Source organism: Streptomyces sp. NPDC001108, from assembly GCF_053598535.1.
Genome location: NZ_JBSFKL010000016.1, coordinates 107544 through 133821 on the forward strand (window position 1 = coordinate 107544; position 26278 = coordinate 133821).

Annotated in this window: 25 protein-coding genes; 14 read left to right on the forward strand and 11 right to left on the reverse strand. The window is 71.8% G+C overall.

What is annotated here, in order from left to right:
- Positions 1-113 precede the first annotated feature (113 nt).
- The 3 genes from ACWC97_RS28595 to ACWC97_RS28605 all read left to right on the forward strand — a co-directional run bounded on the left by ACWC97_RS28595 (position 114) and on the right by ACWC97_RS28605 (position 3578).
- Positions 114-1025 carry a DUF3558 domain-containing protein gene (locus ACWC97_RS28595; RefSeq protein WP_450652368.1) on the forward strand — a complete coding sequence of 304 codons (912 nt, stop codon included), beginning with the start codon at positions 114-116 and terminating at the stop codon, positions 1023-1025.
- Between the two features lie 133 nt (positions 1026-1158).
- Positions 1159-2058 carry a DUF3558 domain-containing protein gene (locus tag ACWC97_RS28600; protein ID WP_450652370.1) on the forward strand — a complete coding sequence of 300 codons (900 nt, stop codon included), beginning with the start codon at positions 1159-1161 and terminating at the stop codon, positions 2056-2058.
- A gap of 161 nt (positions 2059-2219) precedes the next feature.
- On the forward strand, positions 2220-3578 hold the full coding sequence (locus tag ACWC97_RS28605; RefSeq protein WP_352278508.1) for a DUF2637 domain-containing protein: 1359 nt from the start codon (positions 2220-2222) through the stop codon (positions 3576-3578).
- Between the two features lie 106 nt (positions 3579-3684).
- Here the strand turns inward: ACWC97_RS28605 and lysS are convergent, their stop codons facing one another.
- Positions 3685-5460, reverse strand: coding sequence for a lysine--tRNA ligase (lysS, locus tag ACWC97_RS28610; protein ID WP_450652372.1), 1776 nt, complete (start codon positions 5458-5460; stop codon positions 3685-3687).
- A gap of 125 nt (positions 5461-5585) precedes the next feature.
- Between lysS and argS the strand changes: the two genes are divergently transcribed.
- Entirely contained in the window at positions 5586-7367 is a 1782-nt protein-coding gene (gene argS, locus ACWC97_RS28615) for an arginine--tRNA ligase (protein WP_352278670.1), read from the forward strand.
- 71 nt (positions 7368-7438) lie between these two features.
- On the opposite strand, the gene ACWC97_RS28620 is transcribed toward argS, so the two are convergent.
- Positions 7439-8803, reverse strand: coding sequence for a helix-turn-helix domain-containing protein (locus tag ACWC97_RS28620; protein ID WP_352278505.1), 1365 nt, complete (start codon positions 8801-8803; stop codon positions 7439-7441).
- Between the two features lie 314 nt (positions 8804-9117).
- Between ACWC97_RS28620 and ACWC97_RS28625 the strand changes: the two genes are divergently transcribed.
- The 5 genes from ACWC97_RS28625 (at position 9118) to ACWC97_RS28645 (ending at position 12654) form a co-directional block, all read left to right on the forward strand.
- Positions 9118-9855, forward strand: a complete 738-nt coding sequence (locus tag ACWC97_RS28625; protein ID WP_352278504.1) for a DUF4232 domain-containing protein — start codon at positions 9118-9120, stop codon at positions 9853-9855.
- Positions 9856-9932: 77 nt separating this feature from the next.
- Complete coding sequence (locus ACWC97_RS28630) at positions 9933-10733, forward strand: HEAT repeat domain-containing protein (protein ID WP_450652374.1); 801 nt, start codon at positions 9933-9935, stop codon at positions 10731-10733.
- Positions 10734-10813: 80 nt separating this feature from the next.
- The gene (locus ACWC97_RS28635) at positions 10814-11638 is read left to right on the forward strand and encodes a helix-turn-helix domain-containing protein (protein ID WP_450652376.1); all 825 of its coding nucleotides are present in this window, start codon (positions 10814-10816) and stop codon (positions 11636-11638) included.
- A complete protein-coding gene (locus tag ACWC97_RS28640) occupies positions 11635-11949 on the forward strand; it encodes a DUF397 domain-containing protein (protein ID WP_450652378.1) in 315 nt (104 codons plus the stop codon). The genes ACWC97_RS28635 and ACWC97_RS28640 overlap by 4 nt, the downstream gene beginning before the upstream one ends.
- Positions 11950-11979: 30 nt before the next feature.
- The gene (locus tag ACWC97_RS28645) at positions 11980-12654 is read left to right on the forward strand and encodes a maltokinase N-terminal cap-like domain-containing protein (RefSeq protein WP_450652380.1); all 675 of its coding nucleotides are present in this window, start codon (positions 11980-11982) and stop codon (positions 12652-12654) included.
- A gap of 82 nt (positions 12655-12736) precedes the next feature.
- Here ACWC97_RS28645 and ACWC97_RS28650 read toward each other — a convergent pair whose 3' ends face one another.
- Positions 12737-13354, reverse strand: coding sequence for a GNAT family N-acetyltransferase (locus ACWC97_RS28650; RefSeq protein ID WP_450652382.1), 618 nt, complete (start codon positions 13352-13354; stop codon positions 12737-12739).
- Between the two features lie 179 nt (positions 13355-13533).
- Between ACWC97_RS28650 and ACWC97_RS28655 the strand changes: the two genes are divergently transcribed.
- The 4 genes from ACWC97_RS28655 (at position 13534) to ACWC97_RS28670 (ending at position 16614) form a co-directional block, all read left to right on the forward strand.
- The gene (locus tag ACWC97_RS28655) at positions 13534-14799 is read left to right on the forward strand and encodes a choice-of-anchor A family protein (RefSeq protein WP_450652384.1); all 1266 of its coding nucleotides are present in this window, start codon (positions 13534-13536) and stop codon (positions 14797-14799) included.
- A 93-nt stretch (positions 14800-14892) separates the two neighbouring features.
- On the forward strand, positions 14893-15684 hold the full coding sequence (locus tag ACWC97_RS28660) for a DUF4253 domain-containing protein (RefSeq protein ID WP_450652385.1): 792 nt from the start codon (positions 14893-14895) through the stop codon (positions 15682-15684).
- Positions 15685-15761: 77 nt separating this feature from the next.
- Positions 15762-16130: a hypothetical protein gene (locus ACWC97_RS28665; protein ID WP_450652387.1), complete on the forward strand. Its 369-nt coding sequence runs from the start codon at positions 15762-15764 to the stop codon at positions 16128-16130.
- 52 nt (positions 16131-16182) lie between these two features.
- On the forward strand, positions 16183-16614 hold the full coding sequence (locus ACWC97_RS28670) for a hypothetical protein (RefSeq protein WP_450652388.1): 432 nt from the start codon (positions 16183-16185) through the stop codon (positions 16612-16614).
- Between the two features lie 213 nt (positions 16615-16827).
- Here ACWC97_RS28670 and ACWC97_RS28675 read toward each other — a convergent pair whose 3' ends face one another.
- Entirely contained in the window at positions 16828-17706 is an 879-nt protein-coding gene (locus ACWC97_RS28675; RefSeq protein ID WP_450652390.1) for an alpha/beta fold hydrolase, read from the reverse strand.
- Positions 17707-17762: 56 nt separating this feature from the next.
- Positions 17763-18428 (reverse strand): DUF4097 family beta strand repeat-containing protein, encoded by a 666-nt coding sequence (locus ACWC97_RS28680; protein ID WP_450652392.1) that lies wholly within the window; start codon positions 18426-18428, stop codon positions 17763-17765.
- A gap of 248 nt (positions 18429-18676) precedes the next feature.
- Between ACWC97_RS28680 and ACWC97_RS28685 the strand changes: the two genes are divergently transcribed.
- Entirely contained in the window at positions 18677-19420 is a 744-nt protein-coding gene (locus ACWC97_RS28685) for a helix-turn-helix domain-containing protein (RefSeq protein ID WP_450652413.1), read from the forward strand.
- A 125-nt stretch (positions 19421-19545) separates the two neighbouring features.
- Here ACWC97_RS28685 and hemB read toward each other — a convergent pair whose 3' ends face one another.
- The 6 genes from hemB to ACWC97_RS28715 all read right to left on the reverse strand — a co-directional run bounded on the left by hemB (position 19546) and on the right by ACWC97_RS28715 (position 26148).
- Positions 19546-20544 (reverse strand): porphobilinogen synthase, encoded by a 999-nt coding sequence (gene hemB / locus ACWC97_RS28690; protein WP_352278480.1) that lies wholly within the window; start codon positions 20542-20544, stop codon positions 19546-19548.
- Positions 20545-20669: 125 nt separating this feature from the next.
- Positions 20670-22340, reverse strand: a complete 1671-nt coding sequence (locus ACWC97_RS28695) for a bifunctional uroporphyrinogen-III C-methyltransferase/uroporphyrinogen-III synthase (protein ID WP_352278478.1) — start codon at positions 22338-22340, stop codon at positions 20670-20672.
- The gene (gene hemC, locus ACWC97_RS28700; RefSeq protein ID WP_352278476.1) at positions 22337-23323 is read right to left on the reverse strand and encodes a hydroxymethylbilane synthase; all 987 of its coding nucleotides are present in this window, start codon (positions 23321-23323) and stop codon (positions 22337-22339) included. The genes ACWC97_RS28695 and hemC overlap by 4 nt, the downstream gene beginning before the upstream one ends.
- Positions 23320-24837: a glutamyl-tRNA reductase gene (locus ACWC97_RS28705; protein ID WP_450652394.1), complete on the reverse strand. Its 1518-nt coding sequence runs from the start codon at positions 24835-24837 to the stop codon at positions 23320-23322. Before ACWC97_RS28705 ends, hemC begins: the two co-directional genes overlap by 4 nt.
- Positions 24834-25601 carry a redox-sensing transcriptional repressor Rex gene (locus ACWC97_RS28710; RefSeq protein ID WP_352278474.1) on the reverse strand — a complete coding sequence of 256 codons (768 nt, stop codon included), beginning with the start codon at positions 25599-25601 and terminating at the stop codon, positions 24834-24836. Before ACWC97_RS28710 ends, ACWC97_RS28705 begins: the two co-directional genes overlap by 4 nt.
- Positions 25602-25872: 271 nt before the next feature.
- Entirely contained in the window at positions 25873-26148 is a 276-nt protein-coding gene (locus tag ACWC97_RS28715; RefSeq protein WP_352278473.1) for a glutaredoxin family protein, read from the reverse strand.
- Between the last annotated feature and the right edge of the window lie 130 nt (positions 26149-26278).

The following is a 26278-nucleotide window of genomic DNA, read 5'->3' on the forward strand; positions in this document are numbered from 1 at the left end:
ATGAGTCGGCCAACCGGCATCCACGGCGGCGCGTGCGATACACATTGTCTCCATCGGCCGCCATCGGGCGGCAACCGTTTTTCGCACGAAGGGAGCCCAGGACCGTGCGACGAATGGCCTACGCGACCGGCACCGCGCTGCTGGCAGCGCTCGTCGTCGGCTGCAGCGCCGACTCCGGAGCCGATGGTTCCGCGGCCGACGGCAAGTCCGGCGAGACCACCGTCGCCGCCGCGGCCCCCGGCAAGTACCGCACTCTCCCCGAGGCATGCGGCTCCGTCACGGTGTCCGCGCTGAAGGACCTCCTCCCGGGCACCGCCGACCTCCCCGAGGACCAGCAGAAGAAGGTGTACGCGGGCACCGCCGCCGTCACCTACAACACCGAACGCCGGGTCGGCTGCAGCTGGAAGTCGGACACCTCCACCGCAGCGCACACGCTGAAGATCGACTTCGAGCGGGTCGTGTCCTACGACCCCGCGGTGAGCGACGACGACCGCGCCCTGGAGGTGTACACGAAGAAGGAGAACGCGGCGGGACTCTCCCCCGCCTCCTCCTCCGCGAGCCCCGACAGCGCGGAGGACGACGGCACGGGCGACGACACGAAGGACACGGACAAGCCGGGCTCCAAGGGCGGCGCCAAGGGCTCCGACGCCGAGGACTCCGACACCGGCTCGGGCCCCTCCTCGCACGCCCTGGCCACCTCCGCGACCGCGAGCGCCGACCCGGACTCCACCGCCACGGACGGGGCCGGCACCGACGGGACCGACGCGGACGGAACCGATACGGACCTCCGTCCCCGGCTCCTCGACGGCCTCGGCGACAGCGCGTTCCTGAACGACCGGCTCACCCACTCCGGCTCCGCCGCCCAGCACCGCACCGTGAGCGTGGTATTTCGCACATCGAACGTCGTCGTGACGATCGAGTACACCGAGCAGCCGACCGTCTCCACCGTCGTCCCCGACAGCGCGGAACTGCAGGAGAAGGCCCAGGCACTGGCCCGGAACCTGGTCGAGAAGTTCAGCGAATGACCCCGCCCCCGGCGCCCCCGGCATCCGCCGGTCCGGGCCGCCGGGACCTCCGGTCCGGACTCCGCCCGGCCCCGGTCCGTCGTACCGTGGCCCTCCGGACCGCCCGCACCCGCGTCATCCCAGTGAAGGAACCATGCACCGTTCAGCTCCGCGACTCGCCCGCATACTCGCCTGCGCCGCCGTTCCGGTGATGCTCGTCGTCGCCGGCTGCTCGTCGGACTCCGGCGACAAGGACAAGGACAAGGAGGGGGCAGGTTCGTCCGCTTCCGCGTCGCCGGGCGGGAGCGAGAAGGCGGAGCCGACCGTCGAACCCGCCAAGTTCGCCTCGCTGCCCAACCCGTGCAAGACGGTCACCAAGAAGACGATCACGTCGCTGGTCCCCTCGGCGAAGAGCAAGAACGGCACCGCCGCCACCTCCAGCGACACCTCGTCCCGCGCCGGATGCTCCTGGAACGGCCTGGACGACAACGGGGTGAAGGGCTCCCAGTACCGCTGGCTCGACATCGGCCTCACCCGCTTCGACTCCGACCAGGCCCTCGGCAGCGGCGCCGACCGCGCCCAGCAGGACTTCACCAAGCAGGTCACCAAGACGAAGACGGCCGAGGGCGCCAAGAAGGTCGCCGAGAAGTCCGTCAGCGGCATCGGTGAACAGGCGACCCTGGTCACCTACGACCTCACCAAGACGAAGGAAGACTTCAAGTACGCGACGGTCGTGGCCCGGACCGGCAACGTCGTCATCACCCTCACCTACAACGGTGCCGGGTACGCGGGCGCGAAGACCCCCGCCGCCGACGACATCGCCAAGGGCGCCGAGCGGGCCGCCAAGGACGCGGTGGCCGCCATCGCCGCCGGTACGGACGCGGGCACGGGCACGGACAAGCCGAGCGAGAAGGCCGACGACAAGAGCGGCGACAAGTCCAAGGACGCGGACAAGTCCACGGACAAGGACACGGCCGAGGACAAGGACGCGGCCAAGTCGGACGACACCAAGAAGTCCGGCAGCGGCGCCTCGCTGGAGAAGACGACCAACTAGGCGATATCGCCCGTACGACGAAGCCCGGTGCTCCCCGCGAGTACCGGGCTTCGCCCCTCCCCGCGCAACGCGCCCCACCCCCATGTGCCAGGCTGTGCCCGCCGGAAGTCGCAGCAGGACGCCGGATCGGGCGTCAGGAGAGGGGAACGCGGGTGGCCGCGATGCAGCTGACACGCACCCACCGCATACTCATCGGTCTCGTGGTCGCCGGTGCGGTGCTGATCGCCGCGATCGGGTTCGCGGGATCGTACGCGGCGGTGCGCGAGCTCGCCGAGAAGAAAGGTTTCGGCGACTTCTCCCTGGTCTTCCCGATCGGCATCGACGCGGGTATCTGTGTCCTGCTCGCCCTCGACCTGCTGCTGACCTGGCTGCGCATCCCGTTCCCGCTGCTGCGCCAGACCGCCTGGATGCTGACCGCCGCGACGATCGCCTTCAACGGCGCCGCCGCCTGGCCCGACCCGCTCGGCGTCGGCATGCACGCCGTCATCCCGGTGCTCTTCGTCGTCTCCGTCGAGGCCGCCCGCCACGCGGTGGGCCGGATCGCCGACATCACCGCCGACAAGCACATGGAGGGCGTCCGCCTCACCCGCTGGCTGCTCTCCCCCGTACCGACCTTCCGGCTCTGGCGGCGGATGAAGCTCTGGGAGCTCCGCAGTTACGAGCAGGTCATCAAGCTCGAACAGGACCGGCTCGTCTACCAGGCCCGCCTCCAGGCCCGCTTCGGCCGCAACTGGCGCCGCAGGGCACCCGTCGAATCGCTGATGCCGCTGCGCCTGGCGAAGTACGGGGTGCCGCTGGCCGAGACCGCCGCGGCGGGTCTGGCCGCCGCCGGCGTCGAACCGCAACTGCTGCCCCCGCAGCCCCTGACCGCCGCCCCGGAGCTGGGGCCGCAGCTGGGGCTGGAACTGGAGGCCAAGCCCGTCCAGGCGGTGGCGCCCGCACCGGCCGTGGCCGCGCAGGAGCCCGTACCGGCCGTGGCCGCGCAGGAACCCGTACCGGTTGCCGCCGCCCAGGCGCCGGTACAGGCGCCGGTACCGGTGCCGGTGCCGCCCGCCCAGGAGGGGCAGAGCCAGTGGTTCTCCGCGCCCCGGAACACGCCGTACCAGGGCGGGTACGACCCGAACTACGACCCGGCCTCGCAGCAGTCCCAACCGCCTCAGGCACCGCAGATCCCACACCCCCGCGCCGCCGAGCCCGAGCCCGCACCGGAACCGGTCCAGGAACAGCAGCCGCCCCAGGAACCCCAGCCGGAACCCGAGCCGCACGTCCAGGTGCCGAACGGCGCGGGCGGCACCCGGCCGCTGGGCGAGGGCACCCCGGCGGCGACCCCCTCGGACGAGGAGCTGTACGAGGTGTTCCGGTACTCGATCGCCGGCGAGGGCATGCCCACCCCCGGCGCCTTCGCCGCGAACGTCGAGGCCACGTACGGGCTGCGCCTCCAGTCCCGCAAGCTCAACCAGTACATGGACCGGTTCTCCGCCCGTTTCAACAACGAGCTGATGGAGGACCACATCGCGTAGACCGCGATGTGCCGGACCGTACGACGACGGAGGGCCGCCGCCCGGAACTCCCGGACGACGGCCCTCCGTCAACTGCTCTCCGTCAACAGCCCTGACGGGCCCTCCGTCACGCGCCCAGCAGCGTGCGCACCCGGTCCGCGCCGACCGCCAGCAGCAGCGTGGGCAGCCGCGGCCCGGTCTCCCGGCTCACCAACAGCCGGTACAGCAGGGCGAAGAACGCCCGCTGCGCGACCTTCAGCTCCGGCGTCGGCTTGGCGTCCGGCTCCAGGCCCGCCAGCACCTTCGGCACGCCGTAGACGAGCGTGGTCAGCCCGTCCAGCGACCAGTGCGTGTCCAGCCCCTCCAGCAGCAGCCGCAGCGACTCGCTGCCCTGTTCGTCCAGGGAGCCGAGCAGCTCCTTGTCCGGCTCCGCGCGCACGATCGTGCGGGCGTCGGCCGGGACCTGGGTGGTGATCCAGTTCTCCGCGCGGTCCAGCCGGGGCCGGGCCTCGTCGAGCGAGGTCAGCGGGTTCTCCGGGTCCAGCTCGCTCAGGATGCGCAGCGTCTGCTCGTCGTGCCCGCCCGTGATGTCCACGACCGAGGCGAGCGTGCGGTACGGCAGCGGGCGCGGCGTGCTCGGCAGCTCACCGGCGGCCGTGCCGATGGCGCGCGCGTACGCGGCGGCGTCGGCCGGCAGCACCGAGCCGTCGGCGACCTTGCGGGTCAGCGAGTCCCACTCGTCGTAGAGCCGCTGGATCTCCTGGTCGAAGGCGATCTTGAAGGACTGGTTGGGCCGACGGCGCGCGTACAGCCAGCGCAGCAGCGGCGCCTCCATGATCTTCAGCGCGTCGGCCGGGGTCGGCACGCCGCCCTTGCTGGAGGACATCTTCGCCATGCCGGAGATGCCGACGAAGGCGTACATCGGGCCGATGGGCTGCACCCCGTCGAAGATCTCGCGGACGATCTGGCCGCCGACGACGAACGACGAGCCCGGCGAGGAGTGGTCCACGCCGCTCGGCTCGAAGATCACGCCCTCGTAGGCCCAGCGCATCGGCCAGTCGACCTTCCAGACCAGCTTGCCCCGGTTGAACTCGCTCAGCCGGACCGTCTCGGCGAAGCCGCAGGCCGTGCAGGTGTAGTTCAGCTCGGTGCTGTCGTCGTCGTACGACGTGACGGTGGTGAGGTCCTTCTCGCAGTTGCCGCAGTACGGCTTGTACGGGAAGTAGCCGGCCGAGCCGCCGCTGCCGTCGTCCTCGCTCGCCGCGCCGGAACCGGCCTCGGCCTCCAGCTCGGCCTCGTCGACCTTCTTCTGCTGCTGCGGCTTCTTACCGCCCTTGGCGCCCTTGGCACCGGCCTCGGCCGGGTCCTTCTTCGTCCGGTACCGGTCGAGGACGGCGTCGATGTCGGTGCGGTGCTTCATCGCGTGCAGGATCTGCTCGCGGTAGGCACCGGCCGTGTACTGCTCCGTCTGGCTGATGCCGTCGTACTCGACGCCCAGCTCGTCCAGCGAGGCCGTCATCGCGGCCTTGAAGTGCTCCGCCCAGTTCGGGTACGCGGACCCGGCGGGGGCGGGCACCGAGGTCAGCGGCTTGCCGATGTGCTCGGCCCAGGTCTCGTCGACCCCGGGGACGCCGTTCGGCACCTTGCGGTAGCGGTCGTAGTCGTCCCAGGAGATCAGGTGGCGGACCGTGTACCCACGGCGGCGGATCTCGTCGGCGACCAGGTGCGGGGTCATGACCTCGCGGAGGTTGCCCAGGTGGATCGGGCCCGACGGGGAGAGGCCGGACGCGACGACGACCGGTTTGCCAGGCGCACGACGCTCCGATTCGGCGATGACCTCGTCCGCGAAGCGGGAGACCCAGTCGGCCTCGGTGCTGCTCTGACTCTGAGCCACGGTCTGCACGTCCTTCTCTCTGGTAGGGGCTGCGCCCATTCTCCCAGGTCCCCCCGGGAGCGCGAAAACGGCTTTACCACCCGTGGAATACTGGTTGTGATCCCTTGTACTCCTACGGAAACGGCAGCCAGCTCATGGCCTCGGTCAATTCCCTCGCTTCCTCGCTCCAGCAGCAGCTGGCGGACGCCCTGACGGCAGCCCTGCCGGATGCCGGCACCGCGGACCCGCTGCTGCGACGAAGCGACCGGGCCGACTTCCAGGCCAACGGCATCCTGGCCCTCGCCAAGAAGCTCAAGGGCAACCCCCGCGAGCTGGCCTCCAAGGTCACGGCCGAGCTCCCGTCCGGCCCGGACGGCGGCCTGATCAAGGAGATCGAGGTCTCCGGCCCCGGCTTCCTGAACATCACGCTCAGCGACCGGGCGATCATCGAGACCCTCGCCGCGCGCGCCGCCGACGACACGGACCGGCTCGGCGTGCCGTACAACGCCGCCGCCGGCACCACCGTCATCGACTACGCCCAGCCCAACGTGGCCAAGGAGATGCACGTCGGCCACCTCCGGTCCGCCGTGATCGGCGACGCGATGGCCCGGATCCTGGAGTTCAGCGGCGAGTCCGTGGTCCGCAGGCACCACATCGGCGACTGGGGCACCCAGTTCGGCATGCTCATCCAGTACCTGGTCGAGCACCCCGACGAGCTGTCCCACCGGACCACCGACGGCACGGAGGACGGCGAGGCCGCCATGTCCTCGCTGAACCGGCTCTACAAGGCGTCCCGGGCGCTCTTCGACTCCGACGAGGAGTTCAAGGCCCGCTCCCGGGACCGCGTCGTCGCGCTCCAGGCGGGCGACGCCGAGACCCTCGCCATGTGGCAGCGGTTCGTCGACGAGTCGAAGATCTACTTCTACTCGGTCTTCCACAAGCTCGACATGGAGATCAGCGACCCCGACATCGTCGGCGAGTCCGGCTACAACGACATGCTGGAGGAGACCGCCCGCCTGCTGGAGGAGTCGGGGGTCGCCGTCCGCTCCGAGGGCGCGCTCTGCGTCTTCTTCGACGACGTGAAGGGCGCGGACGGCGAGCCGGTGCCGCTGATCGTGCAGAAGTCCAACGGCGGCTTCGGCTACGCGGCCACCGACCTCTCCGCGATCCGCGACCGGGTCCAGCACCTCAAGGCGTCCACCCTGCTGTACGTGGTCGACGCCCGGCAGGCCCTGCACTTCAAGATGGTCTTCGAGACCGCCCGCCGGGCCGGCTGGCTGAACGACGACGTCAAGGCCGTGCACCTCGCCTTCGGCACCGTGCTCGGCAAGGACGGCAAGCCGTTCAAGACCCGTGAGGGCGAGACGGTCCGGCTGGCGGACCTGCTGGACGAGGCGATCGACCGCGCCTCCACCGTCGTCCGCGAGAAGGCCAAGGACCTCACCGAGGACGAGATCACCGAGCGCGCCACCCAGGTCGGCATCGGCGCGGTCAAGTACGCGGACCTGTCGACGTCCGCCGCCCGCGACTACAAGTTCGACCTGGACCAGATGGTCTCGCTCACCGGCGACACCAGCGTGTACATCCAGTACGCGCACGCCCGGTCCCGCTCGATCAAGCGCAAGGCGGGCGAGCTGGCCTCCCGGCCCCACCCGGAGCTGGAGCTGGCCCCGGCCGAGCGCGCCCTGGCCCTGCACCTGGACCAGTTCGCCGAACTCGTGTCCGAGGTCGCCGCCGCGTACGAGCCGCACAAGCTGGCCTCGTACCTCTACCAGCTCTCCTCGCTGTTCACGACGTTCTACGACCAGTGCCCGGTCCTGAAGGCCGAGGTCCCCGGCGATGTCGCCGAGAACCGCCTCTTCCTCTCGGACCTCACCGCCCGCACCCTCCACCAGGGCATGGAGCTGCTCGGCATCCGGACGCCCGAGCGCCTCTGATCACACCCGTCGCACCCGCGTACGTCCCGGCCCGGTGACCGTGACCAGGGAAGGACCCCGGCCCTAAGGTCCTACTCCTTCTCCTTGGTCACCCACTGGGCCGTGTCGTACCGGTACATGTACGTCGGCCGGGCCTGGATGCTGCTGGTCCGGAACGGCTTGCCGGCGTCGTCGATGCGGAGCAGTCCCGTGCGGCCGCCGCTGCTCCACTCCAGCTCCAGGAACCAGCCGACGTCGTGGCCCTCGACGTGGACCTTGAGGTCGAAGACCTCCACATCGGTGGAGGACACCCGGAACGGGAAGTTCTTCGGCGGTACCCGCTCGCCCTCCTTCTCCCCGGCGACCGGCCGCAGCACCGGCAGGTTGTCGTCGAGGTCGACGTCGAAGGACTGCGGGGTGATGCCGCTTCCGCAGCCCTCCCCCATCGAGTACGCGGACCAGGGCAGAGGCGCCTTCCGGGAGACCGTCCGCACATGGATGCGCTTGATCACGACGGCCTGCTCCGACTTCCCCTGCACGGTGACTTCGAGCTGCATGCTGCCGCCGCCCACCCCGCCCAGCGCCCTCGCCCAGCCCCGGGTGCTCTGCGGCGCGGGCGGCGGAGGCACGTCCTCCGGTTTCTGGTCGAGGACGTAGTACTGGCCGCAGGGCTCCTCCCAGTTGTACGAGCTGATCGTGGCGGTCAGCGGGGTGCCGACGACCGCCGGCTTGGACCCGCCACGTCCGGCCGTCGCGCTCGCGGAACCGCCCGGCGCCGGTGACGAAGCGTCGGCCGAGCCGGACGGGGAGGAGCTCGCCGACTTCTTCGCCCGGTCCGGCGAGGCGGTGGTGCCCGCAGTGGTCTCCTCGGGCTCGTCCCCGTCCTTGGCCGCCACGGCGGGAGCGTTGCTCCACTCGTCGGAGCGGTCGGCGGTCAGCTTGCTCACCACGATCGAGGTGGGCACGGTCAGCGCGACGACAGCGGCGGCGGCGAGCAGCACCCGGGTCCGCCGGGAGGCCGGGAACACCCTGCGCGGCCGGACGGGCGCCGGGCCCCCGGTCACGAGTGCGTCATCGGACGCGGATACGGCGGTGGGTTCGGCCTTTGCCTCGGGCTCCGGCTCGGGGGCCGACTCCAGCTCCGGCTCGGGTACGGAAACGGGCACAGGCGCGGGTGCGGGCGCGGGTTCGCCCGACGCGGCCGGGCGCCGACGCGCCGCGTCCGCCACGATCCACCGCCGGTGCAGTTCCACCAGCTCCTCGGGGCTCGCCCCGCACAACCGCCCCAGCCGCTCCACCGGCGCGTACTCGTTCGGCACCGCGTCCCCGTTGCAGTACCTGTGCAGGGTCGACGTGGAGACGTGCAGTCTTCCGGCGAGAACCCCGTAGCTGCGCCCCGAACGATCCTTCAGTTCCTTCAGCAGAGCCGCGAATTCCTCGGCTTCCGGCGTCGCCATCCCGGCGTTCCCCCTCCTGGTCCGTCCCGGAACGCCGTTCCAGGGACGTGGAATCTGCCCAGGTCACAGTACGCGCAGCCGTTCCAGCATCCCCAATGGCCCGTTCGGCGTTGCGGCCGGAATCCGCCGCCCCGCAACCTGATGACACACCGCAGCGACCACCAGGGACGACGCAGTGCGAATGAACTTCCGCATCGAGATCGTCGATGCCGTGGCCATCGGCGTGGTGATCGTGTCCACCGCGATCGTCATGGTCCTGATCTGCCGCAACTGACCCAGAAACCGCACCTGTACACACGGGGAGTACCACCACCATGCGCAAGCACCTCCGCACCACCACCCTCGCCGCGACCGCCCTCCTGGCCGCCCTCTCGCTCACCGCCTGCAACGCGGACGACGTCACGGACAACGGCAAGAAGGCGGGCGAGTCCGCCCCGGCCGCGTCCGAGAGCAACACCGGCGCCCCGAAGACCGACCAGGACACCGAGGGCGCCAAGGGCGCCTCCGAAGGAAGCTCCGAGGGCGCCGCCAAGGGAAGCTCCGAGGGCAACTCCAACGGCACCTCCAACTCGTCGGCCGGGAACGCCTCGTCCAAGGGCGGCGGCAACGGCGGAGGCTCCACCAGCAAGTCCCCCGTCACCTGCACCGGCGCCAACACCAAGGTCACCGTCACCCAGGTGAGCCGGCCCATCAACCACCTGCTGCTCACCGCCACCAACACCGGCACCGCGCCCTGCTTCGCGTACTACGCGCCGGGCCTCCGCTTCGACAACGCCCAGTCGGCGTTCCCGGTGCTGGAGAGCAGCAAGCCGCAGGCCGTGGTGACCCTCGCGCCGGGCCAGTCCGGGTACGCCGCCATCGGTCTGGCCGGGGAGCCCGACGGCCAGGAGCAGCACAAGTCCAACCACCTCTCGGTCTACTTCACCGGCCGGGCCAACCAGGGCTCCGTCGGCTCCCCCGCCGAGCTGACCCTCCCCGCGGGCACCACCTGGGCCGACAACGGCTTCGTCACCTACTGGCAGGCCGACATGGCGGACGCCCTCACCTTCTGACCCGCCGGAGAAGCAGGGGAAACGGCAACGCAGCAAAGGCCCCGCACCCGTCGAACACGGGAGCTAACATCGGCCGCATGGCGATGTTCGTGCACCTGACAGCCTCCGCGAACGCGGCGCGCATCCGCCGCTCCGGGGTGAGGGCCGTCAGCCACGGACGCGACGCGGACCGGTCGCGGGGCCTCTACTGCTTTCCCGTACTCCCCTCGTACACCCTCACGCACCAGTGGTTGCGCGAGCTGTCGCGGCGCAGTGGGCCGAGGAGGCTGGTCGCCGTGCATCTGCGGCTCCCGGACGACGAGCCGGTGACGGTGGGCCGCTACCACCAGGAGCCCAGGCACGTCACGGCCGCCGAGGCGGTACGCCGGATCGGCGCGCTGGACGATCCGCGCGGCTGGGAGGTGTTCGTCCCCCGGTCGGCCGCCAAGGGCGAGGTGCACAGCGTCCGCCCGGTCCGCCAGGTCACCGGCTGGCGGTACTTCCCGGACGCGCACGGCACGACCCCCTGCACCTGCGCCGGTTGCCGGGTACGGGGCGAGTACGGGTCGCGGCGCCTGCGGGAGCGCCGCCCGCACCCCCTGGACGGCCCGCCGCCCGCCGCCCCGGTCCTCCTCCGGCAGATCGCCGCGGCGGGCACCCCGGGCGACCCGGAACAGCTCACCCGGACCCTCGACTGGTTCGGGCTGCGGCGACGCGGCCCGGTCGACCAACTGGCCCACCTCGCGGACCACCCGGACCGGGAGGTGCGCCGGGCCCTCGTCTGGGCCGTCGCGAGATGGACCACCCCCGGCACCGCCGACCTGCTCCAACGCCTCGCCGGGGACCGGGACGAGTCGGTCCGGGAGGCCGCCGCCTGGAACCTGTCCGAGCGCTCCTGAGCCTGTGCCCGGACCCGTACAGATTTTTTGTACGGGTCGTGCGCGCGTGACGCGGGCGCGCGGGTGGAAGTTCGCTCGGTATGCACCCCAGTAAGCGGAAGCGCAAGAACGCGTCGGCCATGAAGATGGTGGGACGGCTGATGGCCTTCTACCGTGACCGGATCGACGTCACGCAGGTCCAGTTGGCCGAGATGACCGGCCACCATCCGGAGACGATCTCCTCCATCGAGCAGGGGCGGCGCGTCCTGTTGCGTTCGCTGGCCGTCAAGGTCGACGAAGTACTGGGGACGGGCGGCGCGTTGGAGGTTGCTCTTGAGGAGCTGCCGGAGATCGACCTCATCCCGCAGTGGGCGGACGAGTACCTGGAACTGGAGCTGGATGCGCTGACCCTGTCCTGGTACGACAACCAGGTCGTGCCCGGGATCCTCCAGACGGCGCGGTACGCGGAGACCCTCTTCCGCAACCGGGTCCCGGCCTACAGCGAGGAGGCGGTGGCGTTCCACACGGAGACCCGGCTGAAGCGTCGGGAGATCCTGCACCGGCCGTCGCCGCCGACCACCAGTTTCGTCATCTGGGAGCCCGTTCTGAGCCTCCAACTCACTGACGACGCAGCGCATGCGGAGCAACTGCGGCATCTCCTGGAGTGCGCCGAGCTCCCCAACATCTGCCTCCAGGTTCTGCCCTTGGCCCACCGCACCCACGCGGGCCTCGCCGGCCCCTTCACGCTCATGGAAACACCGGACTTCCAACGCGTGGCCTACTTCGAATCCCAGCGCGGCAGCCTGCTGGTCTCCGACCCCGACGAGGTCAGCATCCTCGCCCAGAAATATGCGATGCTGCGAACCCAGGCGCTCACCCCCGAAGACACCAGGCGCCTGTTGAAACGCTTGCTGGGAGAGCAATGAGCACCGCACTTGAGTGGTTCAAGTCCAGCTACAGCGGCAGCGAGGGTGGCCAGTGCCTCGAAGTCGCCTACGAATGGCGTAAGTCGAGCTACAGCGGCGACGAGGGCGGCCAGTGCGTCGAGGTCGGCTACCACTGGCAGAAGTCGAGCCACAGCAGTGACGAAGGCGGCCAGTGCGTCGAGGTCGCCGCGTGCACCGCCGCCGTCCACATCCGCGACTCCAAGAACCCCGACGGCCCCACCTTCACCGTCGGCCCCACCGCCTGGACATCCTTCGCCGGATACGCCGCCGCCGAGCAGCACACTGGCTGAGACCATCCCCGAGGGAGAGACGGCGCCACGATGTCAGTGATCCACCGCACCACCCTGAAGCCCACCAAGCTCGAACTCCTCACCCCCTGGCTGCCCGCGCAGCCCTGGTACGCCGGTGCCGAGGGACAGCGGCCCGAGCTGGACAGGACCGGAGGATTCCGGCTCGACGACCCGGCGGGCGAGGTGGGGATCGAGTTCATGGTGGTCACCGACACCTCGGGGCCCGAGCCGGTCTCGTACCACGTGCCGCTGACCTACCGGGGCGCGCCGCTTCCCGGCGCCGAGCACGCCCTCATCGGCACCACCGAGCACGGTGTCCTCGGCGACCGCTGGGTCTACGACGGGGCGCACGACCCGGTCGTGGCCGCCCAGTTGTGCGCGCTCCTGCTCGGCGAGGCCGAACCGCAGATGCAGCGCGTCAGCGACACCCCCGACCCGTCCGTCACCGCCCGGTTCACCGGACAGCGCGACGCGGCCGGGCCCACCGTCACCTCCGTCACGTCCGTCACCGACGCCCCGCACGGCACGGACATCACCCTCACCACCGCCTCCGGCGGCGGTCCGCTGATCCTGCGCGTCCAGCGTGTGCTCGGCCCCGGCGAGGAGAGCGACACGGAGGCGCTCGGCGAGGTCACCGCCGACGCGCCCCAACCGGACGGCACCCCGGCACGCGCCGTCTTCGTCACCGCCCACGCACAGCCGTAACCCACCGACGCCGGTTCCGACCGGCCGAACCCGGGCCCGGTCGGCCGGGCCCGGTCCGTGGCGTCCCGTCCCGTACTCCGTGTCAGACGGCGGACGCGGGGCGGGGCGCCCGGCGCATCGCCCAGACCGGCGGGCCGCCGTGCGGAAGCCCGGCCTCCGCGAGCACGGTGAAGCCGAAGTGCTCGTAGAAGGGGACGTTGGCCTCCTTGGACGACTCCAGGTAGACGGGCAGGCCCGCCGCGTCCGCCCGCTCCAGCCCGGACCGCAGCAGGGCCGCGCCGTGCCCCTTCCCCCGGGCCGCCGGATCGGCGCCGACCACCGCGAGGTACCAGTGCGGTTCCTTCGGCCCGTGTTCGGCCGCCAGGGCGACGGCCTCGCGGAACAGTTCGGCCCGGTCGCCGAGGACGTCGGCCAGCTCGCCCAGCGTCGTCGCGTCCGGAACGACCTTGTCCTGCGCCTCCGGTGGCACCCAGAACGCCGCCGCGTCGTCGGTGCGCTCACACATCCCGTACGGGCCGTACTGCCGGGTGAAGATCGTGGTGAAGTACCGGGCCAGGCCCGCCGCCCGGGACCGCTCGTCGGGGAAGAACCAGCCCATCATCGGGTCGTCGTCGAAGGCACGCGTCAGAGTGGCGGCGATCCGCTCGGCGTCCTCGGCCACGGCCGGTCGCACATCGTTCTGTATCGGCATACGGGGCATTCTGCACCGCCGCCCGCGACAGGATCAGCTTCCCCCGCTGCTCGGCGAGTTCGCCCTCGACGCCGGGTGATCCGTACCGTTACCCGCATTGGTCTTGACCAATCTTTCGAGGTATGAAAAGCATGGCCAAAGTCGTCACAGATGGCCATACGACCACCTTCGCGGGAGAACGAACCCCCATGCGCATATCCGCAGCCGCCGCAGCAGCCACGCTCGGCGGAGCCCTTGTCCTCGGTCTGACGGTCGCCCCGGCCGTCCAGGCCGCCCCGGCCGATTCGGCCTCGTGCACCAACGACGCCTTCTCCGTCGCCGGGAAGTACGGCGAGTTCGTCCTCGGCGACGACGTCCACACCCCCGACGCCGAGGGCGCGGTGGCCGTGGGCGGCAACGCCGACTTCCGGGGCGGCTTCAGCGTCGCCAACGAGCTCTCCGCCGCCGAGGTCGACGCCCTGCCGGGCCGCGCATCGCTGGTCGTCCGGGGCGACCTGCTCAACGGCAACTCCGTCACCGCCGTGATGAAGGGCAACGCCGTCGTCGGCGGCGACATCCGCGACCGCGCCCTCGAAATGCACGCGGGCAGCGTCAGCAAGAACGCCGGACTCATCGACTTCGACGCCGAGTTCGGCAAGCTCCGCGCCTACTCCACCGCGCTGGGCTCCGAGGCCGCCACCGACGGCACCCGCGTGGAGGCCAGCGGCAACCGCCTCACCCTGGAGGGCACCAACTCCTCCCGCAACATCTTCAAGGTGACCACCGCCCAGCTGGAGAAGGCCAAGGAGGTCTTCCTGAAGGTTCCGGCGGGCGCCACCAGCGTCGTCAACGTCAGCGGCCGCGACTACGACATGGCGCAGGCCGGCACCACCGGGTTCTTCCTCTCCGGCGGCCAGGACTTCGTCCTCGACGACAAGCTCCAGAGCGCCTCCGGCGGCAAGGTCCGCGCCCGCCTCCTGTGGAACTTCCCGGACGCCCGCACCGTCACCAAGCACAGCGGCGCCGCCTGGCCGGGCAGCGTCCTCGCCCCCAACGCGCACCTGGAGCTGGGCAGCGGCGCCCCGGTCAACGGCTCCGTCTGGGTCGCCTCGCTGCACGGCACCGGCGGCGCCGAGACCCACCACTTCCCGTTCAGCGGCTGCCTCCCGGAGACCGGCGAGACCCCGCCGCCCGCCACCCCGAGCACCACCCCCTCCACCACTCCGCCCACCACCTCGACGCCGTCCGCCCCGGCCACCCCGCCCGCGAGCGGCACCCCGACCCCGGGCACGTCCAGCCCCGCGGTCCCGGGCACCCCGGCCCCCTCGGACAGCGCCCCGGGCGGCAAGGCGGACGGTAACCTCGCCTCCACCGGCAGCAGCGGCACGATCCCGCTGGTCATCGGCACCGTCGTCGTCCTCGCCGCGGGTGCGGGCCTGACCGTCGCCGCCCGCCGCCGCTCGAAGCGCGCCTGATCCCGGGCCGTCCGGGGCGGGGCGTCCGGGGTGAGACCCCGACGCGCCGCTCCGGGCGGCCGGCTGTCAGTGGGGCCCCGTACGCTCACCACCATGGCGAACCTTCCCAACCCGCTGGTGTCCCCGGCCGATTCGGGGCTCCGGCTCCCGCCCGGCTCGACGATCGACACCACCTGCGACGGCACCTGGCACGAGCCCCTGCTCTGGTGCGCCGACGAGCCCGCCGCCCACGGCGACTGGCGGGAACTGCGGGCGGCCGGGCGGCCCGTGGGACTGCTCCCGGTCCTGATCGACGGCGGGCGGCGCGACCAGTGGCCCGCCGAGTGGGACCTGATGCCGGAGGACACCTCCTACCCCGGCGACCACGACGCGGAGGAGATCCTCGCCGGGTACTGGCAGGACAACGCCCCCGAGGAGATCGACGCCGCCGAGGGCGACTGGCCGGGCCTGGCCCCCGTACCGGCCGCCGAGGGGCTCGACACCCCCGACAACCTGGCGGCGGCCATCGCGGAGGAGTGCGTCGGCCCGGACGGCTGGTACCCCGGATCGCGGGCCGCGCTCGTCCCGGCCCGCCGCAGCGCGGACATCCCGGCGGCCATCGGCTGGTCCGGCCCGCTCAACTACGAGGAGGACACCGGCCGGATCAGCGCCGTGCTCCGCTCCTGGGAGGACCGCTACGGCATCCGCGTCGTCGTGCTCGGCTTCGACACCCTGACCGTCACGGTCTCCCGCCCGCCCACCACCCTCGCCGAGGCGCGGGCGGTCGCCGCCGAGCACTACGCCTTCTGCCCCGACAACATCGACCAGAACCCGCCGTACGACCTCGACACCTACGCGGAGAAGTCCGTGCTCGGGCAGGAGATCTGGTCCTTCTGGTGGGACTGACCGACCCGCCAGACTCACCGGCGGACTGAGTACGCGCACTCATGCGGCGTACCGGGCCACGGAGTTGACTCGTACACATGACCGAAGACGTGACCACATCCACGGCCGGCGCCGCCGCGCCCGAGCGCCCCTCGCGCGTCTGGATCGGCTCGCTGATCTCAACGCTCGCGACGCTCCCGCTCGGCCTGCTCGTCCTGGTCTACGGGGGTCTCTCCCCCATGGCCTGCGACTCCTGCACGGAAACGGTCGCCCACCGGTTCGACGCCAGCTTCGGGCCCGCCTGGACGGCGCTCTGCGTCCTGCTGGGGCTCGCCGGTGTCCTGCCGGTGGCGAGCTGGGTGGGCGCCTTCAGCAGACCGGCGGCGGGGACGGTCCTCGCCGTGCTCGCGCCCGTCACGGTGTTCGTCGCCTGGGTCGTGTTCACGGCCATGATCGACTGGCCCTGACCGGGCACCACCCGCCACCGCGATCCACCGCACCCTGACCGAAAGGCGCACCATGACCCGGACCCCCGGCGAACTCGCCGCCCTCGTGGCCGAGTTCCGCGCCCTGCCCGCCGACGACGACCGCAGACGCGCGATCATCGCCGAGCTGGACGGCGACCCGGGTGCCGAACCGTTCCTGATCGGCGTCGTCGCCGACCCCGAGGAGTACGACCTCGCCCGTACGGAGGCCGCCACCCTGCTGCGCCTGTGGCCCCCGGCCGACCCCGAGGTCCGCCGCGAAGCCGGCCGGGCCCTGCTCGCCGCGCTCGACGACCCGGAGGAGGACCTGGTCCGCCAGTACGCCGCCATGGCCCTCGGCCCCTACGCCGACGCCCCGGCGGTCCGCCGGGCGCTGACCGCCGCCGCGGAGGCGGGCGACGACCCCCTCGTACGCGCCGCGGCCCGCAGCGCCCTCGCCGAGGCGGGCCCGGACGGCGCGCCGTAGCCCGTCGACGACGCGTACGGCAGCCTCGCCTCCCAGACCAGCCGGCAGATCCTGCTCGACTTCTTCACCGAGGACGCCCGCTGACCACCGGGGCGGAACGAGGACGGTGACGGGGTACCAGCCATACCGGCCGGCCCTGTCACCGTTGCCATCACCGGCCCCGTCATCGTCGCCGTCGCCGGCCCCGTCATCGTCGCCGTCGCCGTCGCCGGTTCAGCTTCCCCCGCCGTCCAGGGCGGCGATCTCGCGCACGGACCCGGCGATCGCCCGGAAGTCCTTCCGGAGGATCGCACCGTGGTTGCTGGGGACCTTCGCGCCGACCCGGATGCGCGGGTTGCGGGCGGTCACCCCGTCGAGACTGGTGCGTATCCGCTCCTGCTCGTCGTCCCGGCTTCCGAGCGACGTGCCGGAGGCGACCACATAGCGCACCGGAACGGCGATGCCGTCGAGCACGGGGCCCAGTTCGTTCGCGCGGGAGATGCGGCCCAGCTCGATGTTGCTCTCGGCCTGCTGCTCGGCGGACATGCGCGGGGCCAGGCCGGTCGGGCGCAGCAGCGGCAGGAACCAGCTCATCCGCCGGAACATCTTCCGTATGCGCAGCTCCATCGCCTCGTCGAGCCAGTCGGACGGGAACGCACCGTCGACCAGGACCGCGCCCAGCGCGCGCTCCGGATTGCGCGCCGCCCAGTGCGCCCCGACGAACGCCCCGTAGGACCAGCCCACCACCAGTGCCCGGTCCACGCCCCGGGCCTCCAGAACGGCGTCGACGTCCCGGACGGCCGCCTCGAAGGAGTAGTCCGCCGAGCGCTTCGACTTCCTGCCGCGCGCCCGTTCGTCGTAGGTGATGTGGCGCCATTCGGTGCCCAGTTCGGCGAGGACCCGGCGCCAGTAGCCCTGGGTGGCGAACTGGCCGTTGAGGTAGATCACGGGGGTTCCTGGGCCGCCGGTGTCGGTGACGGCCAGGGCCGTGTCGTCGACCGGGACCATTCCGGTCCACGGTGCGCGGTTCCCGGCCGCGCCGTTCGCGGGTGTGCTGTTCGTGGGTGTGCTGTTCGTGGGCGTGCGGTTGGCGTGCGTGCCGTCTTCCCTCATGGGTTCCCCCTGGTCACATGGGTCCGGTCGTCGGTGCTGGTCGTCGGAGCGGGTCGTCAGAGGCTGCGGGCGGTGATGTCGCCGTGCGAGGTGGTGGCGCGGATGTCGAGTCCGGCGGTGCCGTCGTTCCGCAGGGCGTTGTCGACGCGGCCGTGGTCCGTACCGGCGTCCAGGGTGGCCGAGACCCCGGCGGCGGCGCCGACCGAGATGTCACCGGACCGGGTACGGAGTACGACCGTGCCGCGTACGGCCTCGGCGACCTCGATGCGGCCCCGCTCGGTGCTGATCTCCGCGGGGCCGCCCAGTCGGCCGACCTCGACGTCCCCGTCGATCGCGGTGAGGCGCAGGCTCGCGGCCTCGTCGATCCTGATCCGGCGGTACGCGCCCTCGAAGACGACGTCGCCGAGACGGCCGACGCCCCGGAGCTCGGCGCTGTCGGCCCGCCCCTCCACGCGGGAGTCGGCGGGCAGCCGGACGGTGATCTCCACTGCCCCCGAGGGCCCGGAGAGCCGACCGCCGGGGGCGTCGGCCGCGATCCGCAGGACACCGTCGGCGTACGAGACCTCGATCCGCTCGACGGCCTTGGCGTCGCGGCCCTTGGAGGCGTCGGCGGGCCGGATCTCGACGGTGGTGTCGGCGCGGTCCGCGGCGATGAACCGGACGCTCCCGGCGGGAATGTCCAGGACGGCGGAGACCGGGGCGGGAGTGTCGAACTTCTGCATCGTGCTCTCCTGTGCTCGTTTCGTTTCCGACAACAGAAACGCTACGTTGCTTTCCAGATCACGACAACACATTCATTGCGATGGATCGGCATTTGCACAGCTCATAGCGGTGTAATTGTTGCAACGATCCTGAACAACAACGCAACGAAGCGACCCGACTCGTTGCAATGGAAAGGAGGTGAACGCTAAGGTCGGACGGTCAGGAGAGGGACCGCCCCGTGACCACCGATACCAACGAGGAGACCGCGATGCCGGGAGGAAGACTCACCCAGCAGGAGCGCCAGCAGATCGCGCTGGGGCTGGCCGACAGCCTCCCCTACGCCGAGATCGCCCGTCGCCTCGGCCGCCCGACCTCGACGGTCACGCGCGAGGTGATGCGCAACGGCGGCCCCACCGCCTACCGCGCCGACCTGGCCCACCGCGCCACCGAACACCGCGCCCACCGACGCAGGCCCGGCACCGCACGGAGGCCGGAGTCCACCCCCCACCCGGACGGCCGCGACACCGGAGCCGTGGCCGCCTACGAGGAGGCGTTCACCACCGTCCTCATGGGCTCCGGCCTGAACAGGATGGCGGCCCGCGTCCTGACCTGCCTGTACACCACCGACTCGGGCAGCCTCACCGCCTCCGAGCTGGTCCAGCGCCTCCGGGTCAGCCCCGCCTCCGTCTCCAAGGCGATCGCCTTCCTGGAGGGCCAGAGCCTCGTCCGGCGGGAACGCGACGACCGCCGCCGCGACCGCTACGTCGTCGACGACGACCTCTTCTACCAGGCGACGATCGCCAGCGCCCGCGCCAACGACCAGCTCGTCGAGACCGCGCGCCGGGGCGCCGCCGTCCTCGGCGCCGACACCCCCGCCGCCGCCCGCCTGGAGAACATCGCCCGTTTCCTCGACTTCATCAGCGAGAGCATCACCCGCGCCGCCGAACAGGCCCGCGAGGTCCTCCGCACCACCCCCGCACCGCCCCCGGCCCGGCAGGACCCGGCCGACTGACCCCCGGACCGGACCACACCAAGACCCACGCACGCGCACGGGGACCACACGCGGCCGGGGGCCGCCGCGGCACCCCCGTACCGCGACGGCCCCCGGCCGTCACCACTCCCGGGATCAGCCTCGGGTCAGCCCCGGGCCAGCCGCTGCGCGACCTCCGTCGCCCAGTACGTCAGGATCATCTGCGCGCCCGCGCGCCGGATCCCCGTCAGGCTCTCCATGATCGCCGCGTCCCGGTCGATCCAGCCCTTCTCCGCGGCCGCCTCGACCATCGCGTACTCACCGCTGATCTGGTACGCGGCCACCGGCACGTCCACCGCGTCGGCGACCTTCGCCAGGATGTCGAGGTACGGACCGGCCGGCTTGACCATGACCATGTCCGCGCCCTCCGCCAGGTCCAGCGCCAGCTCCCGCATCGACTCCCGGGCGTTCGCCGGATCCTGCTGGTACGTCCTGCGGTCGCCCCTGAGCGAGGAGCCCACCGCCTCGCGGAACGGCCCGTAGAACGCCGAGGCGTACTTCACGGTGTACGCGAGGATCGACACGTCCTCGTGGCCCGTCTGGTCCAGCGCATCCCGGATGACGCCGACCTGGCCGTCCATCATCCCGCTCGGCCCCACCACGTGGGCGCCCGCGTCGGCCTGGACCTGGGCCATCTCCGCGTACCGCTCCAGCGTCGCGTCGTTGTCGACCCGGCCGTCCTCGGTCAGCACCCCGCAGTGCCCGTGGTCGGTGTACTCGTCCAGGCACAGGTCCGACATCACGACGAGGTCGTCACCGACCTCCTCGCGCACCGCCCGCAGCCCCGCCTGGAGGATGCCGTCCGGGTCGGTGCCCGCCGTGCCCCGGCCGTCCTTCTTCTCGTCCGCCGGAACCCCGAACAGCATGATCCCGGAGACCCCCGCCGACACCGCGTCCACCGCGGCCTTCCGCAGGGTGTCCAGGGTGTGCTGCACCACACCGGGCATGGTCGAGATCGCGACCGGGGCGTCGATGCCCTCGCGCACGAACGCGGGCAGGATCAGATCCGCCGCGTCCAGCCGCGTCTCGGCGACCATCCGGCGCATCGCCGGGGTCGTCCGCAGCCGCCGGGGGCGGGAGCCAGGGAAGTTTCCGTACACCGTCATGGTTCGAGACTAGACCCGCACACATCACCGGTTTACCGACACCCGTGCCGGAAAAACCGCGCGAAAAGGGCGGAGGCCCGGTCGCCGAGGCAACCGGGCCTTCCCCCACCGCGTATCGCGACCCGTCAGGTCGTCGTCCGCCTACGACGCGCCCCCGGGCGCCGCTCGCTCGGCCGCGTCACCGGGTCGCCGGCCTCCTTCGCGGCCTCCCGGCGCCGCGCGCCGAACTCGGCCAGCGCCTCGGCCAGCTTGTGCACCGAGGGCTCCGGCGACAGGACGTCGACCCGCAGCCCGTGCTCCTCCGCGGTCTTCGCCGTCGCCGGCCCGATACACGCGATCACCGTCACGTTGTGCGGCTTGCCCGCGATCCCGACCAGGTTCCGCACCGTCGACGAGGAGGTGAAGAGCACCGCGTCGAAGCCACCGCCCTTGATCGCCTCACGGGTCTCGGCCGGCGGCGGCGAGGCGCGGACCGTGCGGTACGCGGTCACGTCGTCGACCTCCCAGCCCAGCTCGATCAGCCCGGCCACCAGCGTCTCCGTCGCGATGTCGGCGCGCGGCAGGAACACCCGGTCGATCGGGTCGAAGACCGGGTCGTAGGGCGGCCAGTCCTCCAGCAGACCGGCGGCGGACTGCTCACCGGACGGCACCAGGTCCGGCTTCACGCCGAAGTCGACCAGCGCGGCGGCGGTCTGCTCGCCGACCGCCGCGACCTTGATCCCGGCGAAGGCACGGGCGTCGAGCCCGTACTCCTCGAACTTCTCCCGGACGGCCTTCACGGCGTTGACGCTGGTGAAGGCGATCCACTCGTAGCGGCCGGTCACCAGACCCTTGACCGCGCGCTCCATCTGCTGGGGCGTACGGGGCGGCTCCACGGCGATCGTGGGGACCTCGTGCGGCACGGCGCCGTACGAACGGAGCTGGTCGGAGAGCGACGCCGCCTGTTCCTTCGTCCGCGGCACCAGCACCTTCCAGCCGAACATCGGCTTGGACTCGAACCACGAGAGCTGGTCGCGACGGGCGGCGGAGGTGCGCTCACCGACCACGGCTATGACGGGGCGGTGGCCCTCCGGCGACGGCAGCACCTTCGCCTGCTTCAGCACCTGCGCGATCGTCCCCAGCGTGGCCGTCCAGGTCCGCTGGCGGGTCGTCGTCCCCGCGACCGTCACGGTCAGCGGGGTGTCGGGCTTGCGGCCCGCCGAGACCAGCTCACCGGCGGCCGCGGCCACCGAGTCGAGCGTCGTCGAGACGACGGCCGTGGCATCGCTCGCCCCGACCTCCGCCCAGCACCGGTCGGACGCCGTACGGGCGTCGACGAACCGGACGTCCGCGCCCTGCTCGTCCCGGAGCGGCACACCGGCGTACGCCGGCACGCCCACCGCGTTCGCCACCCCCGGAACCACCTCGAAGGGGATGCCCGCGGCGGCGCAGGCGAGCATCTCGGAGCCCGCGCTCCCGTCCAGCCCGGGGTCGCCGGAAACGGCACGGACGACCCGCCTGCCGCCCTTCACCGCCTCCATGACAAGATTGACCGCATCCCTCAGGACGGGGACGCCGGCGGCTGCTGACTGCGCGTCAACAACCGTCAGCTCGGGCGTGCTTACGCCTGCCCGCGCATGGCAGCGAACGACGCCGAGGACGTCCGGCTCGGCGACAAGGACGTCCGCGCTCGCGAGCGCCTCGACGGCGCGCAGCGTCAGCAGTCCCGGATCGCCGGGACCGGCGCCGAGGAAGGTGACGTGCCCTTGTGCGGACAGGGCCGGAAAGTCGGATGCGGCGGGGCCGGTGGGGCTCAAAGTGCTCGCTCCCCCATAAGACCGGCCGCACCCTTGGCAAGCATCTCGGCCGCGAGCTCGCGACCGAGCGCCGCCGCGTCGTCCTGCGACGTGGGAACGGGACCGGTGGTGGACAGCTGCACCAGCGAGGAACCGTCGGTGGAACCGACGACTCCGCGCAGGCGCAGTTCGTTGACAGCCTGTCCGTCGACCAGGAGGTCGGCCAGCGCACCCACAGGTGCGGAGCAACCGGCCTCCAGGGCGGCGAGCAGGGCACGCTCCGCCGTCACGGCGGCCCGGGTGTACGGGTCGTCGAGCTCGGCGAGCGCGGCGGCGAGGTCGGCGCTGCTCGCAGCGCACTCGATCGCCAGTGCTCCCTGGCCGGGAGCGGGCAGAACGGTGTCGACCGACAGGAAGTCGGTCACCTCACCGCTCCGGCCGAGGCGGCTGAGCCCGGCCGCGGCGAGTACCACCGCGTCCAGTTCACCGCTCCGGACGAGTCCGATACGCGTATCGACGTTGCCCCGGATCGGCACCGTCTCGATGTCGAGCCCGTGGCTGCGGGCGTACGCGTTGAGCTGCGCCATGCGGCGCGGCGAGCCGGTGCCGACGCGGGCGCCGGGCGGCAGCTCCCCGAAGGTCAGCCCGTCCCGCGCCACCAGCACGTCGCGCGGGTCCTCGCGCACCGGCACGGCGGCCAGCAGCAGGCCCTCGGGCTGGGCGGTCGGCAGGTCCTTCAGCGAGTGGACGGCGAAGTCCACCTCGCCGCGGAGCAGCGCCTCGCGCAGCGCGGCGACGAACACACCGGTGCCGCCGATCTGCGCCAGGTGCTCGCGCGAGATGTCGCCGTACGTGGTGATCTCGACGAGCTCGACGGCCCGACCGGTCACCTCGCGCACCGCCTCCGCCACATGGCCGGACTGCGCCATGGCGAGCTGGCTGCGGCGGGTACCCAGCCTCAGCGGCTTGTCGGCTGCCGTGCCCAGGGATGAGTTGTCGGTCATGACCGCCCTCGATTCGGGTCGTTCAGGTCTGCCCGGGAGACGGCGGCGACCGTCTGCGGGTCAAGGTCGAAGAGTTCTCTCAGCGCGTCGGCGTACCCGGCGCCGCCGGGCTCGCTGGCGAGCTGCTTGACCCGCACGGTGGGCGCGTGCAGGAGCTTGTCGACGACGCGGCGCACGGTCTGGGTGATCTCCGCGCGCTGCTTCTCGTCCAGGTCGGGGAGGCGCCCGTCGAGCCGCGCGATCTCGCCCGCGACCACTCCGGCGGCCATCGTGCGCAGCGCGACGACGGTCGGGGTGATGTGGGCGGCGCGCTGGGCAGCGCCGAAGGCGGCGACCTCGTCGGAGACGATGGTGCGCACCTGGTCCACGTCGGCGGCCATCGGGGCGTCGGCCGACGCCTCGGCCAGCGACTCGATGTCGACGAGACGCACCCCGTCGAGCCGGGCCGCCTCTCCGTCGATGTCGCGCGGCATGGCGAGGTCCAGCAGCGCCAGGCGCACGGGGCCGGCGCCCTGGGCGGGCACGGTGGCCCGGCGGACGGCCTGGCGGACCGTTCCGGCACCGCTCCCCGCGGCGTTCTCGACCCAGGCGGCGTGCCGGTCGACGTCGGCGGACGCGGGCACCACGGACACGGCGGGGATCTCGACGGCGGGGGTCTCCACGGCGGGCGCGGCCTCCAGGCCGAGCGCGCCGGCGACGGCCTCGGCGGTCAGCACGAGACCGGTGGCGCCGGTGCACGACACGACGATGTCGGCACGTGTCAGTTCGTCGCAGACATCGGCCATCTCCACGGCCCGGGCGACCACTCCGGTGCCCCCGGGCTGGGCCAGGATCTCGACGAGCCGGTCCGCGCGGGCCCGGGTCCGGTTGGCGACGACGATCTCGGCGACCCCGGTACGGGCCAGGGTGGCGGCGGCGAGCGAGGACATCGAGCCCGCGCCGATCACCAGGGCGCGCTTGCCCCCGGCCCAGTCGGCGACGTCCCCGCCGACGGCGAGCTGTTCGAGCCCGAAGGTGACGAGCGACTGCCCGGCCCGGTCGATCCCGGTCTCGCTGTGCGCCCGCTTACCGACCCGCAGCGCCTGCTGGAAGAGGTCGTTCAGCAGGCGGCCCGCGGTGTGCAGTTCCTGCCCCACCGCCAGCGTGTCCTTGATCTGGCCGAGGATCTGGCCCTCGCCCACGACCATCGAGTCCAGCCCGCACGCCACCGAGAAGAGGTGGTGGACGGCCCGGTCCTCGTAGTGCACGTAGAGGTACGGGGTCAGCTCGTCCAGGCCGACACCGCTGTGCCGGGCGAGGAGCGTGGACAGCTCGGCGACGCCCGCGTGGAACTTGTCCACGTCGGCGTAGAGCTCGATGCGGTTGCAGGTGGCGAGGACGGCGGCCTCGGCCGCGGGCTCGGCGGCCAACGTGTCCTGGAGCAGCTTGTCCCGGGTATCGGCGGACAGCGAGGCACGCTCCAGCACGGACACCGGAGCGCTGCGGTGGCTCAGTCCTACGACGAGAAGGCTCATGCCGGCATCACGGCGGGCATGTCCCCGTCAGGTCCCTTGCGGTCGGTGGCGGCGGCCCGCACCGGGGGCGCGGCCGGGTCCCCGGCGCCGCTGGCGGTGTCCTCGACGGCCTTGCGCTGCTCGTGGAAGGCGAGGATCTGGAGCTCGATGGAGAGGTCGACCTTGCGGACGTCGACACCGTCGGGCACGGAGAGCACGGTCGGCGCGAAGTTCAGGATGGAGGTGACGCCCGCGGCGACGAGCCGGTCGCAGACCTGCTGCGCGGCCCCGGCCGGGGTCGAGATGACACCGATCGACACACCGTTGTCCCCGACGATCCGCTCCAGGTCGTCGGCGTGCTGCACGGGGATACCGGCGACCGGCGTCCCGGCCATCGCGGGATCGGCGTCGATCAGCGCGGCGACCCGGAAACCACGGGAGGCGAAACCGCCGTAGTTGGCGAGCGCGGCGCCGAGGTTGCCGATGCCGACGATCACGACCGGCCAGTCCTGGGTGAGCCCCAGTTCGCGGGAGATCTGGTACACGAGATACTCGACGTCGTACCCGACGCCGCGCGTCCCGTACGAACCGAGGTAGCTGAAGTCCTTCCGCAGCTTCGCGGAATTGACCCCGGCCGCCGCGGCGAGTTCCTCGGAGGAGACCGTGGGTACCGAGCGCTCGGAGAGCGCGGTCAACGCGCGCAGATACAGCGGAAGACGGGCGACGGTGGCCTCGGGAATTCCTCGGCTACGGGTCGCCGGTCGGTGATTTCGGCCAGTTGCCACGGTGCTCCTGCGGGATGAGCGGGGCTGCAGGCGGCCGTATTTCCCATGACCGCCCCGTCGAATGCAGGCTATGTCTTTGTGAACGCGTGCACAAAGATAGTGTCCGTTTTGTCCGGTCAAAGTGACCGGGGTCACGCACATTCGTCGCGCGATCCCGGAACCAAGGACCGCATCAGCCCGTTGCAGGCCCGAAGGGGGCAAAGCGGCACACACTCCTCACAACCACTCCCCCGAGACCACTCAAAACGCCCACGATGGTAACCGGCTTCGCTCAGGAAAGCAGCGCCCCGCGCAACCGCGCCGCGTCCACCCGCCAGAACGTGTGCTGCTCGCCGTCGACGAGCACGACCGGGATCTGCTCCCAGTACTCCCGGTACAGCCGCTCGTCCAGGGTGATGTCCTTCTCCTCCCAGGACGCCCCGGTCTCCTCGCACACCTCCCGCACCACCTGCCTCGCGTCGTCGCAGAGATGGCACCCGGGCTTCCCCACCAGGGTCACCACCCGCTCCTCGGGCTTCTTCTTCGTACGTCGCAACAAGGGGCTCATGCCCTCATTCTGCGCCGCGCCCACACCAGCTCCCCCCGCGGGCCCGGCGGCCGCTTCACCCGTTCGACAAACCTCCGGTCAAGAGTTCACGCCATGGCATACCGGCAGCTCGGGAAGGGCCCGGCCGACT